The 14087-nt window shown below is 67.4% G+C and carries 13 protein-coding genes and 1 pseudogene; 7 read left to right on the top strand and 7 right to left on the bottom strand.

Features of this window, described 5'->3' with window-relative positions; translation table 11 throughout:
• Nucleotides 1-253: 253 nt before the first annotated feature.
• From AB0H21_RS08065 to AB0H21_RS08055, 3 genes and pseudogenes are all read left to right on the top strand, one after another.
• Nucleotides 254-850, top strand: coding sequence for a TetR/AcrR family transcriptional regulator (locus AB0H21_RS08065; RefSeq protein ID WP_358513329.1), 597 nt, complete (start codon nucleotides 254-256; stop codon nucleotides 848-850).
• 159 nt (nucleotides 851-1009) lie between these two features.
• Complete coding sequence (locus AB0H21_RS08060; RefSeq protein WP_358513327.1) at nucleotides 1010-1744, top strand: SDR family oxidoreductase; 735 nt, start codon at nucleotides 1010-1012, stop codon at nucleotides 1742-1744.
• A gap of 227 nt (nucleotides 1745-1971) precedes the next feature.
• A pseudogene (locus tag AB0H21_RS08055) lies at nucleotides 1972-2429 on the top strand (IS5 family transposase); the annotation flags it as partial.
• Between the two features lie 19 nt (nucleotides 2430-2448).
• On the opposite strand, the gene AB0H21_RS08050 reads toward AB0H21_RS08055, so the two are convergent.
• The 7 genes from AB0H21_RS08050 to gntD all read right to left on the bottom strand — a co-directional run bounded on the left by AB0H21_RS08050 (nucleotide 2449) and on the right by gntD (nucleotide 10094).
• On the bottom strand, nucleotides 2449-3627 hold the full coding sequence (locus AB0H21_RS08050; protein WP_358513325.1) for a histidine kinase: 1179 nt from the start codon (nucleotides 3625-3627) through the stop codon (nucleotides 2449-2451).
• A gap of 186 nt (nucleotides 3628-3813) precedes the next feature.
• Nucleotides 3814-4473, bottom strand: coding sequence for a response regulator transcription factor (locus AB0H21_RS08045; protein WP_358513323.1), 660 nt, complete (start codon nucleotides 4471-4473; stop codon nucleotides 3814-3816).
• Nucleotides 4474-4630: 157 nt separating this feature from the next.
• Nucleotides 4631-4846, bottom strand: a complete 216-nt coding sequence (locus AB0H21_RS08040) for an MbtH family protein (protein WP_358514206.1) — start codon at nucleotides 4844-4846, stop codon at nucleotides 4631-4633.
• Nucleotides 4847-5808: 962 nt separating this feature from the next.
• Nucleotides 5809-6624: an enduracididine biosynthesis enzyme MppR gene (mppR, locus tag AB0H21_RS08035; protein ID WP_358513321.1), complete on the bottom strand. Its 816-nt coding sequence runs from the start codon at nucleotides 6622-6624 to the stop codon at nucleotides 5809-5811.
• The gene (gene mppQ / locus AB0H21_RS08030; RefSeq protein ID WP_358513319.1) at nucleotides 6605-7834 is read right to left on the bottom strand and encodes an enduracididine biosynthesis enzyme MppQ; all 1230 of its coding nucleotides are present in this window, start codon (nucleotides 7832-7834) and stop codon (nucleotides 6605-6607) included. Before mppQ ends, mppR begins: the two co-directional genes overlap by 20 nt.
• Nucleotides 7834-8985 (bottom strand): enduracididine biosynthesis enzyme MppP, encoded by a 1152-nt coding sequence (mppP, locus tag AB0H21_RS08025; RefSeq protein WP_358513317.1) that lies wholly within the window; start codon nucleotides 8983-8985, stop codon nucleotides 7834-7836. The genes mppQ and mppP overlap by 1 nt, the downstream gene beginning before the upstream one ends.
• A gap of 77 nt (nucleotides 8986-9062) precedes the next feature.
• A complete protein-coding gene (gene gntD / locus AB0H21_RS08020; protein WP_358513315.1) occupies nucleotides 9063-10094 on the bottom strand; it encodes a guanitoxin biosynthesis L-enduracididine beta-hydroxylase GntD in 1032 nt (343 codons plus the stop codon).
• Nucleotides 10095-10519: 425 nt separating this feature from the next.
• Here gntD and AB0H21_RS08015 point away from each other — a divergent pair, with 425 nt between their 5' ends.
• From AB0H21_RS08015 to AB0H21_RS08000, 4 genes are read left to right on the top strand one after another with little or no spacing between them, the layout of a single operon-like run.
• Nucleotides 10520-11278 carry a hypothetical protein gene (locus AB0H21_RS08015; RefSeq protein WP_358513313.1) on the top strand — a complete coding sequence of 253 codons (759 nt, stop codon included), beginning with the start codon at nucleotides 10520-10522 and terminating at the stop codon, nucleotides 11276-11278.
• Nucleotides 11279-11286: 8 nt separating this feature from the next.
• The gene (locus tag AB0H21_RS08010; RefSeq protein ID WP_358513311.1) at nucleotides 11287-12189 is read left to right on the top strand and encodes an ABC transporter ATP-binding protein; all 903 of its coding nucleotides are present in this window, start codon (nucleotides 11287-11289) and stop codon (nucleotides 12187-12189) included.
• Nucleotides 12189-13802 (top strand): hypothetical protein, encoded by a 1614-nt coding sequence (locus AB0H21_RS08005; RefSeq protein WP_358513309.1) that lies wholly within the window; start codon nucleotides 12189-12191, stop codon nucleotides 13800-13802. Before AB0H21_RS08010 ends, AB0H21_RS08005 begins: the two co-directional genes overlap by 1 nt.
• A 48-nt stretch (nucleotides 13803-13850) precedes the next feature.
• Entirely contained in the window at nucleotides 13851-14027 is a 177-nt protein-coding gene (locus AB0H21_RS08000) for a hypothetical protein (RefSeq protein ID WP_358513307.1), read from the top strand.
• Nucleotides 14028-14087 lie beyond the last annotated feature (60 nt).

Here is a 14087-nt window from a genome sequence, read left to right as displayed (position 1 = left end):
GGAGGGACGACGCGGCGGGCCGGACGGTGGTTCGCGGTGGCGGGCGAATGAAGCGAATCATGGGCAGCGGCGACGTGACGACCACAGGACCGCCGGCTGCCGCGAAGGCGAATCTCGCAGATTGTTCACGACGTAATACGCGCCCTAGCACTCCAGCACCGGTTTTCGGCTGGACTTTCCCGAGCTAAGCCGGGCACATAGCGGCCCCGAGTCCATTGTGGCCCATACGGTCCAGAACTTGTATTGTGCGGGCATGCCCCGACCTCGTGAGTTCGATGAAGATCGCGTGATTCTCGCTATCCGCGACGAGTTCTGGGACAAGGGCTACGCGGCGACATCGATGGACGACCTGCTGAGCGTGAGCGGGTTGGGCAAAGGCAGCCTCTACGGGGCGTTCGGGGACAAGCGCAGCCTGTTCCTGCGGGTGCTGCGCCACTACGACGACGCGAACCTGCTGATGCTGCGCGAGCGTCTGGCATCCGCGGCGCGGGGGATCGACCTGGTGCGCGAGTTCGTGCTCAGCCCGACCGGCGACCCGACCGGAGCAGTTGCGCGCCGGGGTTGCCTGCTGGCGAACAGCAACGCCGAACTCGCCACCAGCACTCCGGACGTGGCCGCTGAAGCCCGCCGCACTTACGACGCGATCACCGCCACGCTCACCGCGGCACTGGAGCGCGCCCAGCGCGAAGGAGACCTCGACCCCGACACCGACCCCGCCGGGACCGCCCGCGCGGTCCTCGTTGCCCAACTCGGCCTCATCGCGCTCGGGCGCACCGGCACGGACATCGACGTGCTCACCACGGCGGCCCAGTCCGCCCTGGCGCGGCTCCTGCCCACCCCGACGCAGTAGCAACAGCTCAGCCGCCGAACTGTACCGCCGCAGCCTGCCACCTGCCCCGAGCCCTCGGGGGTGCGCCCTCAAGCTGCACGCTACGACCATTCTTGACTACTCGGTCCATATCTGGGAAGGTTGTGGACGTAACAGTCCATAACCTCGAAGGAGAACGGCATGGCCGTCTTGGCAGACAAGGTCGCTGTAGTCACCGGGGGCAGCACCGGCATCGGGTTCGCGACCGCACGCGCGTTCCGCGACGAGGGCGCCAAGGTGTTCATCACCGGTCGCCGCAAGGAGGTGCTCGACGCCGCGGTCGCCGAGCTCGGCCCCGACGTGACCGGCGCGGTCTGCGATTCTTCGGTGCCCGCAGAGCTCGACGCGTTCTACGGGACTGTGCGCGACCAGGCCGGACGCATCGACGTGCTCGTCGCCAACGCCGGCATCGGCATCGCAGCTCCGTTCGGCGAGGTGACGGAGGAGCTGATCGACTCAGTGTTCGCCACCAACGTCAAGGGGACGATCTTCACCCTGCAGCAAGCGCTGCCACACCTCAGCACAAACGCATCGGTGATCCTTACGGGTTCGACCGCCGCGACACGGCCCAACCAGGGGCTCGAGGTCTACGCAGCGTCGAAGGCCGCGGTCCGCAGCCTCGCCCGCGGCTGGGCCCTCAGCTCGCGCGCACATGGCTTTCGGGTCAACGTCGTATCCCCGGGCGGTGTACGCACCCCCGGCCTGCTCGAACTGATCCCACCCGAGATGCTCAAGCAGGCCGAAGGCCGCATCCCCCTTGGCCGCCTCGCCGAGCCCGAGGAGATCGCCGCCGTGACGACGTTCCTCGCCTCGGACGCGTCGAGCTACGTCAACGGTGCCGAATTCTACGCCGACGGTGGATCCGCGCAGGCTTGAGCGCTCTCGCAAACGCCGATTCAGGGTGTGGCGTTCACGCACGGTCCGGGGCTGGCGCGGCGGCTTGGAGGAGGCGTGTCCCGGTAACCTGAGGGCGCGCGCGGACACCCACGTGCATGGCGAGGGCGCGCATCGTGCCCAGCGCACGGTTGGCCGGCACGAACCACTGGCGCTTCAGCCGCACCATACGCTGATGCGTGGTGATGAACTGTCGCAGCCCCGCCTCCCACGTCGCCGGCGACCGGAGGTGCCGCCCGCTGGCGTTCATCCTGACCGCGGGCCAGGCAGCGGACAGCCCGCAGTTCATCCCCGTCCTGAAGAAGGTGCGGGTGCGCGGGCCCGTCGGCCGTCCCCGGACCCGGCCTGACGCAGTCGCCGGAGACAAGGCGTACTCGTCGCGCGGTAATTGCGCCCACCTGCGCAAACGTCGTATCAAGACGGTCATCCCGGAGAAGAATGACCAGGCCGCCACCGGAAGAAGAGGGGCAGCAAGGGCGGTAGGCCCGTCAGCCACGACGCCGATCTTTACAAGGCGCGGGACACCGTTGAGCGGCTGATCAACAAGTTGAAGGCGTGGCGAGGTATCGCTACGCGGTACGACAAGACACCCGCGAGCTACCTCGCCGGCCTCTACCTTCGCGCCTCGATGATCTGGCTCAAGGACCTCGCCCGGAGCATCTGTTGATCACAACCGAATACGCGCCCTAGAGGGCGGGCTCTTCGGGGATGGGGATGTGTGCGCTGATGCGCCAGCCCCTTTCCTGGGGGCCGGCGGTCAGGGTGCCGCCGACGGCCGCGATGCGCTCGTTGAGTCCGATGAGGCCGGCGCCGCCGCGGCGGTCGTCCTTCGGAAGGGAGTTCCGGTTGCCGTTGTCGGTGACCGCGGCCTCCACCTGGTCGTCGGCGATGCGTCTGACCGTCACCGACACCTCGGTGACCTTCCCGGCGTGTCTGCGCACGTTGGTCAGCCCTTCCAGGACCACGTGGAAGATCGCCCGCTGTACCTGACGGGAGAGGAGGTCGACCAGGTCCTCCTCCATATGCAGCAGGGTATGGGTGGCGGTGCTCTCGCGGAAGCGGCGGGCCAGGCCGGGGAGTTCGCTGAGGCCGTGCGGGCGTAGCGGTTCCGCCTCTCCCTCGCCCGGGTGACGGTCGGAACCGCGCATCAGCCGCAATGTCTCGTCCATGGAGTCGAGCGCGCGCTGGCCGGCGTCCTCCAACCGGGCGAGCAGCGCGCGGTTCTCCACGGGGTCGTATTCGCGTACGCGTGCGGCCTGCACTTCCAGGAGGATTCCCGTCATCTCGTGTGCGACGAAATCGTGCAGATCGCGGGCCAGTTCCAGTCGCTGGTCCCGGCGTGCCTCCGTCACGGCACGCCGCCGCTGATTGTCCAGTGACCGCAGGTAGAGCCCCACTCCGGCCGCCAAGCCCACGGCGAACGTCACCATGAAGACGGCGGCGACCAAGAGTTCCCAGTCGGGTGAGGGGGCCCGGAGGGTGAACCGAAGAGGTGCCGCGAAAGGCGCGATCCCCGTCACTCCCGCGGCCAGGAGGAGCAGGCGGCCCCGCACCTCGCGGACGACCCGTCCCAGGAGGATCGTCAGGCCGAGCACCTCGACGGGGAGCCATAACAACGCGGCGTGAGGCCGGCCGAAGTAAGCGAAATCGAGAATGATGGAAAGCGTCGCGAGAAAGCCGGCGACCATGGCGAGAGAAACGCGCCCGATCGGCCACGGGAGGATGGCGGCGGTCAGCGCCGCCACCGCCGGGATGGCGACGACGAGGTCGCCGGGCCCGGCGAGGAGCGCGGGAGAGAGCATTATGACGAGCGCCGCCCCGTACGTGAGCCGGCGGAGTTGAGTCGATGCGACCATTCCCTGCATGGGGGAAGTCTATGCAGTTCCATTAAAAGCGGCGGCGCATGGCATTCTGGAGAATTTTTCGCATCTACCGTTCAGCAGATATTCGCCGTCGCACCGACCCCCGCAGCGGCGGGGGCGCCCGACCGGTCGCTTGGAGCCGGTAGGGCCCGGAGTCCTCGGGACGTCCGGGGCCCGGGGGCTTCGGCGTCAGGTCGGGTCTCCGGTGGCGTACCCCATTTCCCACGCCTTCACCGCGATGCCGACGCGGTTACGGACGCCGAGCTTGCGCTGGATGCTGGCGACGTGGGTCTTGACGGTTCCCGGCGAGATGAACAACTCCGTCGCGATGTCGGAGTTGGTCTTGCCCTCGGCGACCTTGCCGGCGATCTCGACCTCGCGGTCGGTGAGGGGTTCGAGCGCCGGCTGACGGTCCTGCCCCCGGCCGGTGACGTGCTTGAGCAGCCGGACGGTGATGGAGGGACTGATCAGGCTGTCTCCCGCCATCGCCGCCCTGACGGCCTCCACCAGGAGCGTGGGGCCGCTGCGCTTGAGCAGGAAGCCGGACGCGCCGTTGCGCAGGGCCGGATAGACGTACTCGTCGAGGTCGAAGGTCGTCACCACGACGACCTTGACGGGAACGACCGCCCCCGGGCCGGCCAGTTGGCGGGTGACCTCCAGCCCGTCCATCCGAGGCATGCGGACGTCCACCAAAGCCACGTGTGGACGTGTGCGCTGTGCCAACTCCACCGCGCTCTTGCCGTCACCGGCCTCGGCCACCACCTCCATGTCCGGCTGCTGCTCCAAGATTCGGCGCATGCCACGGCGGACCATTTCCTGGTCGTCCGCGATCAGCAAACGGATCGTCATGACCGATGATTCTCCCTCATCGGTCACCGATCGCGCGCCGTACGTGGTCGGTGACCGATGATCGCCGCCCGCCGGTCACCGATGGTGTGTCGCACCGGGCCGGCGACCTCGGCGGCGGTCACCGGCATCAGGGGACGTACGGGCGGCTGCGGCCTCCTCACACCTTGTCCGCCACCTCACGCAGGCTCTTGGGCCGCATGTCGGTCCAGTGTTCGTTGATGTAGTCGAGGACCGTCTGCCGGTCCTTTTCCTCCAGGACGATCCCCCAGCCCCGGGGTATTTCGGCGAAGGACGGCCACAAGGAGTACTGCCCCTCGTTGTTGACCAGCACGTAAAAACGACCGTCCGGGTCGTCGAACGGGTTCTTGTTCATGACGTACTCCTTTTCAGACGAACCTACGGATTCGACATCGGGCAGGGAGGCACCGTGCGGGTGACTCCGAAGCAGTGCCATGCCCAGCGGAGTGAGGGTGTGCATGGCCGTGTTGCGGTTTCTCAAGGTGATTACCAGGCCGGATTTGCGGAGTATGGTGGTGTGCTTGCTGGCGCCGGCCATCGAGATGCCGAGCCGGCCGGCCAGTTCGCCCGTGGTGCGGCCCTCGGCGAGTTCCTGAAGCGCCGCCGCGCGGGTGTGCCCGATCAGCGCGCCCAGAGCCTGTTCGCTCCAATCCTCCGAGTCGCGGGGCTGAACCTCCATGGCCTCGTTGAGCGAGAAAACGACCGCGGGAGCCTCGGTGTCCCGTACGGCGGGAAGGAACACGCACGGCTGGTCGCGGAGAAAGAACGATGGACTCAGTAACATCCCGCCCTCGTTGAGGTGGATTTCCTGGTCCGTGGAATGTGGGAGCTCCAGGGTCGGTGAGCTCCACCGTATCTGCGGATGAATCGTGCCGAGCAGGCGCTCGATGCCTCCGGTGATCACGATCCGGCCCTGGGCGTCGCACAATTCCTTCAGCCGGTTCTGGATCTGGTTCCAGTACGGCAGCACGGCGACCTGGCAGAAGTTCGCCAGCACCGACACGATCTGTTCCCGGCTCCCGCCGTCGATATGGCCGTCGTCGGGTTCGCTGAGCGGATGGGCGAGCACGTTCAGGAGTTCCGACAGCCAGTACCGCCTGTTGATCAGCTCGACCTCGAATATCTGCTCTCCGAGTTCTTTCCTTACCCGGCTCCTCCATCCCTGGATCGGAACATTGGTGCCCCCTCCGAAGGCTTTGAGCGCGAATGCGCTCTCCACCAGCGGCCCCAGACCCGCCACCATCCGGCAACGGGATAGATCAGTCACTGTGAAGTTGATTCTCAGCACTAAGAGCCCCCGTACTTAGGTTCATCGGCCTATAAGGCACGCCCGTTGCACAGCGTCTCGGCGTAGGAGAAGACGTAGCCCTCGCCGGTCTCGATGGGTGACAGCTCGTTGAAGTCGGCCCCCACGACGTCAACGAACTTCAATTCGGCCGCTCCCTTCCAGATGCCGGAGAACTCCACGTCGGTGACCTCCGAGGCGACCAGCGTGGGTCGTCCTGCGCCTGTCGAGGCCCAGTCCGGGAACATGAGGGTGTGCGCGAGCGGCACGGTGTGCAGGAGCGGTTCATGCTCCGTCCGCCCGTGCAGCGTGACGGCCGTCTCCACCGCTCGGCGTCCGTTCACCGACAGGGTGCCGTGGAACCGCCCGCCCGGTGCCAGACGGGGCCCGCCACGGCCGACCGCGGTGGGCCTTGACTGGTGGACCACCCCGAACTGTTTCGGCATGCCCTGGACCCAGCCCCTGACCATCGGGACTGGCTGGTCGACCCAGGCGAAGGGGCACCGCGCCATCGGGGCGCCCCGGTACTCGCAGCCGAGCAGGATCAGGAACTCGGCGAACTGGTTGAGCGCCGGTTCGGCGAGCTCGTCCTCCGAGCCGGAACACCACTGCCACTCGGCGAACACCGCGGCGGCGGCGCCCGGATCCGCTCCGAGGGTCAGGCCCGGAGGGAGGAACCTCTCGGCGGCGGCGGGGTCGACGCGGTACTCGACCATGATCACTTCACCCGAGAAGTGCCATGGCGGAGGCGTGAGCATGGATGCCTGCCCGGAGGGTGATATGGGCAGGCTGTACCCGACGGGCCCCGTGGAGGGCGCCGTCTTCCGATCATGATCGGTGAAGAGCACGATCTGACTCCAATGTGATGAGAGGTCGCCTGTTCCAGGCGCCGGCCAGACGTTGTGCGGCGGCCGCGAGGACGGAGGGCGGGTTGAAGCTGTAGGCCAGGCGCACGCTGGGCCAGGGCGTGGTCCCGAACCGGGATCCGGCGCCGACCCGGACGCCGGCGCGGTCGGCCGTGGCCAGCAGTTCGGCCTCGCTCCACCCGTTCCGGTGGCTCAGCCACAGGAAGAACCCTCCCCGGGGCCGCGCGATCTCGACGTCGTCCGGAAGGCTCGCCCGCAACCGTCCGGCCAGAGCGTCGCGACGTTCGCGCAGCCGGCCCCGTAGCCGCGCGAGATGCCGATCGTAGTCCCCGTCCCTGAGCAAGATCGCCACGGCGAGCGAGGTGGTGTGGTTGAGGGAGCCACCGCTGACGAACAGGCCGTGTGAGACGAGCCGGCGGGCCAGTTCGGGGTCCGTCAGCATCCAGCCCAGGCGCAGGCCCGGGCCGAGCGTCTTGGCGAAGGAGCACAGTCGCAGCACTCCCCGATGGCCCGCGATGTCCGCCAGCGACGGCGGCACGGCTCCGGGGTCGAACGCCAGGTCGGCGTAGGCGTCATCTTCGACGACCAGCACGCCGTACCTGGATGCGGTGTCGAGCAGTTCGTGCCTGCGGGAAATGGGGACGACCCGGCCGGTCGGGTTGTGGAATGTGGGGATGAGATAGATGAACGCCACTTTCCCGGCGTGCTCGGCGAGAGCGGCTTCCAGGGCATGCGGGTCCATGCCGTCCTCGTCGCACGGCACTCTGTGCACGCTTAACCCGCAGTCGGTGAAGATTCGCCGTCCCAGGTCGTAGGAGGTGTCCTCGACCAGCACCACGTTCCCCGCTTTGGCGAGGGCGGTGCTCACCAAGTAGAGCGCCTGCGAGGTACCGGATGTGAGCACCACGTTGGCCGCCTCGCACCGGCTCGCGCCGGCCCTCGCCGCCAGGGACTCCCTCAGGAGGGACACGCCGGGATTGTGCCCGTAGCTGAGCGCCGCCGCACCGTACTCGGTCAGCGCCCGATCGTAGGCGTACCGGAGAAGCCCCACCGGGAGCAGGCCGGGTTCGAGGTACCCCGGTCCGAGGTCGTGCACTCCCGGGGGAGAGACCTCCTGGACCACGCCGGAACGCCATTGCCGTAGGTGGCCGAGGTCGTCAGACGGCACTCCGGTGACGCCCGAGTCGCTCATCAGAAGCGCTCCAGCACCAAACGCAAGGTCTGCACGGAGCGGGCCAGCGGTTCGCTGGAGCGCGCTAGTGCGATTCGGAGCATGTTCGACCCTTCGTTGGGCTTGTCCCAGTGGAAGGCCCTGCACGGCAGCGCGTACACGTTGCTCTCACGGAGCGCCGCCCAGACCTCGGTGCCGGGCCGGTCCCCCAGATGCACCCGTTCCACGCTCACCTTGCTGTCCGCGTCGGGGAAGGTGAGGCCCGGAAGGTCGGCGAGCTGGGCACGGACGAGTTCGCGGTTGCCGCCGATGAAGCGGTGCAGTTCGTCCAGGCCGCCGTTGGCCGCGTCCTCGGCGAACCGGCGGGCGAGTACGAGGATCATCGGCGAGACGCCGAGGAGGATGTCGGAGTAGATCTTGGACACCGGAAGGCCGATGTCCTCGGAGAAGACGAGCATGCCGAGTTTGAGGTCGAGCGTCGGCCAGAGCTTCCCGGTGTCCTCGATCACCGCCCACCGGCAGCCGACGGACTGGAGCACCGCGTAGTGGTCGTAGTGGGCGCGGGTGTCGAACCCTCGGAAGGAGGTGTCCAGCGCCAGGATGACGTCGTGCTCGGCGCACTGCTCGGCGAGCCGCCGCAGGCGTTCCTCGGGGACGACCTTGCCCGTGGGGTTGTTCGGTGTGGTGATGAACACGCAGCCCACCGACCGGAGCAGTTCGTCGTCCAGGTCGCCCCCGTGCAGCGGGTCCTCCGCGATGGGAACCAGCCGCAGGGAGTTGCCGCGCAGCAGGTCGGCGATGTTGTCGAATGTCGGGTGGAGCAGCGCCACCGACTCCATCCTCGTGGCCAGGGCCCGGGAGAGGATCTCCATGGCGACCGAAGAGGAGTAGCAGCTGAGCACGCGCCCCGGAGCGGAGGGATAGGAATGCTGACCGAGGAGCTGTAAGTAGGCCCTGTGGCACTCGCGCTCGATCTCCTCGACCCGACGCCGCTCTCCCTCACCGAACAGCAGCGGCAGCTCGTCGATGATCTTGCTTTGCCCCGGGGTGAGTTCCTGGCGGGCGTGCCCGTCGGCGATGTTCAGTTCACTGTTCAGAGCCAGGAACTCCCATTCGGTGAGGTTGTTCTCCTGGTTTCCGGCGTAGACCTTGGCTACCCTACTTTGCGCCATTTGCGTCATGATCGTCCTTAAGGTATGGGAACTGCCGTTCTCGTTCGTCGAACCACCCGATCACGCTGCGGAAACCGCTAGTAGATGACACGGGACCCGGCGTCGATCCTGAACTCTCGCGACTTGCGCAGGTCTCTGGTGACGTTGAGCCTGCGCAGCCATCTGTCGGTGCCGTCAAAACGGGCACGGAACGGCTTACGGCCATGTACTACCCGATAGTTGTCGAGGAAGCACATATCTCCGGGTTTGAGCACGACTCCGGCGAGGACGGAGTCGATGGCCGCGCAGAACTTCTCCAGGGCGGTCTGCTCGATGTCCCCCTGCGCGCCTTGCATGTAGTGCGGGTCCACCCTCACGTAGGGTGACCGGGGATCGCCGAAAAGCACGGCGATCGGCTCGGGTTCACTGAGCGCCTTCTCTACGACGCGCCGGCTGCGCATACGCAGTTCGGCCACCCGGCTGTCGCGCTCGTGCCCGTGCGCCCCGCTGTTCTGCGGACGGTGCGAGTCGTCGGGAAGGATGAAGAACCGTTTCTCGGACAACAATGCCCGTACTTCCGAATCGAGTTCGACATCGGCGATTTCGGCGATGGTGGTCTCCACCCCGTCGGGATTGCGCAGGCACATGAGCCCGAGATAATCCGTGCGCAGGGGGTGGAACGCGTCCTCTGTGTGCCATGTGAGGTCTTCGGCGCTCCCCCAGCCGATCTGGTCGTGCTCGTACTTCTTGATCGGGAAGATGTCGTGCATGATGAGCCCGTCCTGCTGGGTCGCCCAGCCGATGGGCTCTCCCAGCAGGGCCGCCACGAGGTAGAAGGCGATGTCGTGGCGGTGTGAGGCGGAGGAGGTCCGCGTGTCCCTCCGGTCGGGGGGCGTCGGGCCGAGTGACTCGTCGTCGACGGGGAGCCCGGAGATCACCAGAGTCCCAGACCGTTCGGTGAGCCTGTACTCGTTGATGGCCTGACGCAGCCGCCGCGGCAGCTCTTCGGCGTATGCCCTGCTCTCCTGCTGGAATTCGGCGGACTCCACACTGTGATGTCGTCGTGCCAGATCGTCGACGAGCGCGTTGACCGCAGCGACGTCTTCTTCAGCCAGGGATATCCCGTACATGGCTATTCACCGTTCCCGTGGAAGATGGCTTCCGGAGCGAATCCCCGTTCCCACAGGAGCCTTTCCGATGCCGAACGGGCGGTTCTAGACATTGACTCCCAAGTTAACGGAACACATTACGGACTAGCAGTCTCGGACATTTCAGTTAGTACATAACGGGCGGGCCGGCCCATGGCATCACTAGCCGTCACCAGGGCATGCCGCTTCGCGATCTAGAACGGAGCTCGCATGGCGAGCGACGGCCGACGCGAATGCGCGGTGCCGTCACGGAATTTCGGACATCCGGATACGCCGCGGCCCGCGCCGCCTTGGCGGAGGGCACCGGCGGGGAAACCGGCCCGCCATATCTGCCGAACGGCAGATGTGGCGGACGCCGTCGGACCGGATTCTTGAGGGGATACCGTATTGGCGCCCTGGAGGATCTCATGGCATCGCCCGTGATAAGAACATGTGCCGCGGCAGCCGGAGCCATCGCGGTTCTGGCGAGCCTCATCGGCTGCCGAGCGGCCGGCGGCACCGCGAACAGCGACGGCGGGAGCGGGGACCGGCGTGACTTCGCCTTCTCCGGCAACGCTCTGACCATCGACGTCCATGACACGAGCCTCACCGTCGTCGACGGCTCCAGCGGGGGCGTCAACGTCGAGCGTTCCCTGGAAGGGGCGGCCGGGAACAACGGCAACGCCACATGGTCGCTGGACGGCGGGACGCTGAAGCTGCACGTGCAGTGCAGCGGCATCGTCGTCTCCTGTGACAGCCGGCACACCGTGCGGGTCCCCGCGGGCACCGCGCTCACCGTCACCGGATCCGGGACGACGGTGCGGCTCAAGAGCCTGAAGGGGGACACGACCGCGACGCTGAGCGACTGCACCCTGAACATCGCCGACCCTGACGGCAAGCTGCACCTGCGCAACGACGGGGGCCACATAAAGATCACCGGTGCCAAGTCGCCGGAGGTCGAGGCCCGGACCCTTTCGGACGGGAACGTCAACCTGACCTTCGCCGCCGCCCCACGGCGGGTCGAGGTCCACGCCGCGGAGATCGCGACGATCGTTCTCCCCAAGGGGCCCGAAACATACCGCATCGACGGGGTGCGGAACCCAGAGAACCTCACCAACACACCGAACAGCGACCGCTCCATCGTCGTGCGGGCAGCCGACGGGATCAATCTGCGGAAAGCAGGATAGGAACCGGCATGATGCTCGAGATCGTGGATGTCACCAAGGTCTACAGAGGCGGGAAACGCGCCGTCGACGGCATGACGATGCGCCTGGGCACCGGCATACTCGGACTCCTCGGACCGAACGGTGCGGGCAAGTCGTCGCTGATGCGCATCGCCGCCACCGTCACCCGTCCGACCAGCGGGAACCTCGTGTTCAACGGGGAGGACATGCTGGCCAGGCCGGACACACTCCGCCGGGTGCTGGGCTACCTTCCGCAGGACTTCGGGGTCTACCCCAACCTGACCGCACGGGAGTTCCTCTCCTACCTCGCCGCGGCGAAGGGCGTGTCGGCCCGTTCCGCACGGGAGCGCATCGATGAGCTGCTGGCGCTGGTCAACCTGACCGAAGCGGCGAAGCGCCCCCTCGGCAAGTACTCCGGCGGCATGCTCCGGCGCGTGGGGATCGCCCAGGCCCTCCTGGCCGACCCCCAGGTGATCATCGTGGACGAGCCCACGGCCGGACTCGATCCCGAGGAGCGGGTGCGCTTCCGTAACCTCCTCAGCGACCTGGCCGCCGATCGGGTGGTGATGCTGTCCACCCACATCGTCTCCGACATCGAGTCGGTGGCCTCCGACATCGCGGTGGTGGCGGCCGGTCGGCTCCACCGGCGCGGCAGCCCCGAGGAACTCCTGCGCGAGGTGGACGGACACGTGTGGGAGGTCATGGTCGACTCCGCCCACGTGACCTCGTTCCAGGCGCGGCACCTGGTCAGCCGCATGGTGCGGACGGCCGCGGGCGTCAGGTTGCGGGTGTTGTCCCCCGAACGGCCCTATGGGGAGGCGGTCATGGTGACGCCCGACCTCGAGGATGCCTACCTCGCCATCATCAACGGGTGGGGCCGGCAGACGGTCACCGGAGATCGGACGGTCGTGTGATGACGGCCGGCACGCTTGCCGGTCTCGTGGCCGGCGACTTCCGGGAAAGGGTCCGCCGCCCGGTGTACGCGGTGATCCTGCTGTCGGCGGTCGGCCTGGGCTACCTGGCCACGCCGGCCCGGGACACCCAGTGGGTCATCATGAACATCGGGCACTACCGCGGCGTCTACAACAGCGCCTACATCGGCATGGCGACCGCGCTGGCCGGCGCGCTGTGGCTCACCCTCGGCGGTTTCTACGTCGTGCGCAACTCCGTCGGCCATGACAGGGACGTCGGAGTGGGCGAGCTTCTCGCCGTCACCCCGCTACGGACGGCACTCTATTTCGCCGCCAAGTTCCTCAGCAGCGTCCTGGTTCTGGCCTCGATGCTCGGCGTGCTCATCGTCACGGCGCTGGTCGTCCAGATCGCCCGCGGCGAGTCGACGGTCATCGACCCGATCGCCCTGGTGGCCCCGTTCGTGCTGATCGCCCTCCCCATGGTCATGCTGACCGCCGCCGCCGCGCTGGTGTTCGAGACGATCCCGTTGCTGCGCTCGGGCATGGGCAACATCGCCTGGTTCTTCATATGGCTGGTGATCGTGCTCGGCGGCCAGGCGCCACAGGCGCCGTTCGGTGGGATGGGGACACACGCCGTCGTGACGTCCATGCGCGCGGAGATGGCCACGCAGGGGATCGAGCACGAGGGGCAGGAGTTCAGTCTCGGTCTGACCTATCTCGACCGCCCGCTGAAGACGTTCGATTGGAGCGGATTCGACATCACCTCCGGCTTTGTGCTCGACAGGCTCGTCCTGGTCGCCGTGGCGGTACTCCTGGCCTTGCTGCCCGCTCTCTGGTTCACCCGGTTCGACCCCGCCCGGGGCACGTTCCGGGCCTCGGCGCCGTCGCAGGACCCGAAGGTCACCGCCTCCCCCGGACCGTCGCCCGAGCCACCCGTGACGGCCGGACGGATGCGTACCACCGTGACCCTGCCCAGAGCAGAGGTACGGACGGGAAGCACCACAGGACGGTTGGTCGCCGGAGAGGTGCGGATCCTCTTGCAGGGTGTGCCGCTGTGGTGGTGGCTCGGCACGCTCGCGATCTCCCTCGCCGTCCTTCTCCTCACCTTCGCCTCGCCCGCGGGGCTGTCCGCCTCGTCCGCGATCTCGGCGGCCTGGATCTGGCCGATCCTGATCTGGTCCCGCCTGGGTACCCAGCGGCACGAGTACGGCGTGGACACGCTGATGGGGGCCTACCCGGCGACGGGTCTGCGGCTCCTCGCGGAGTGGACGGCCGGGGTGATCCTCACGATCGTGATCGGGGCGGCGCCGCTGGCGTCGACGGTCGTCACCTCCGGCGTGGCGGCCATCGGCGCATGGATCGCCGCCGTCCTGTTCGTCCCCTCGCTCGCTCTGGCGCTGGGCGTGCTCAGCCGCACGCACCGGCTCTTCCAGGTCGTCTACCTGGTGATCTGGTACACCGCCGTGAACGGCATCTCCTTACTCGATTACATGGGCCTTCACTGGGAGTCGGGCCATCGGGCCGGCCCGTCCTCTTTCGCCGTCGCAGGTGTCGCCGCGGCGCTGTTCGGCATGGTGTTCCTGGTCGGCTCGGTTCGGCGAGACGTTCGAAGCTGAGCGGTGCCTGCCGCCAGTTCACACAATCGTTCGCTTGGGGGAGAAAACATGTCATCGGAACAGCACGAGAAGAGCCAGGACCGGGACGAACACCTCAGCCAGCGGATAGAGCGGCTCGAGGAGGAGGTGGGAGAGCTCCGTGAGGCGAACGAGATCCTCCAGTCGATAGCGTCCTTCTTCGCCCCCCGGGACGGCGGCGCGGCGAACTGCCGGAAGACGGATTGACCGTTGACGTCCATGCGTACGCCGGATTCCCCTGGCCGATCACCTCGGCCAGGGGAATCC

The sequence above is a fragment of the Sphaerisporangium sp. NPDC051011 genome (assembly GCF_040653595.1).
Classification (GTDB): domain Bacteria; phylum Actinomycetota; class Actinomycetes; order Streptosporangiales; family Streptosporangiaceae; genus Sphaerisporangium.
Note: the sequence above shows the minus strand (reverse complement) of the source record. Positions and strands in the feature narration are given on the sequence as shown.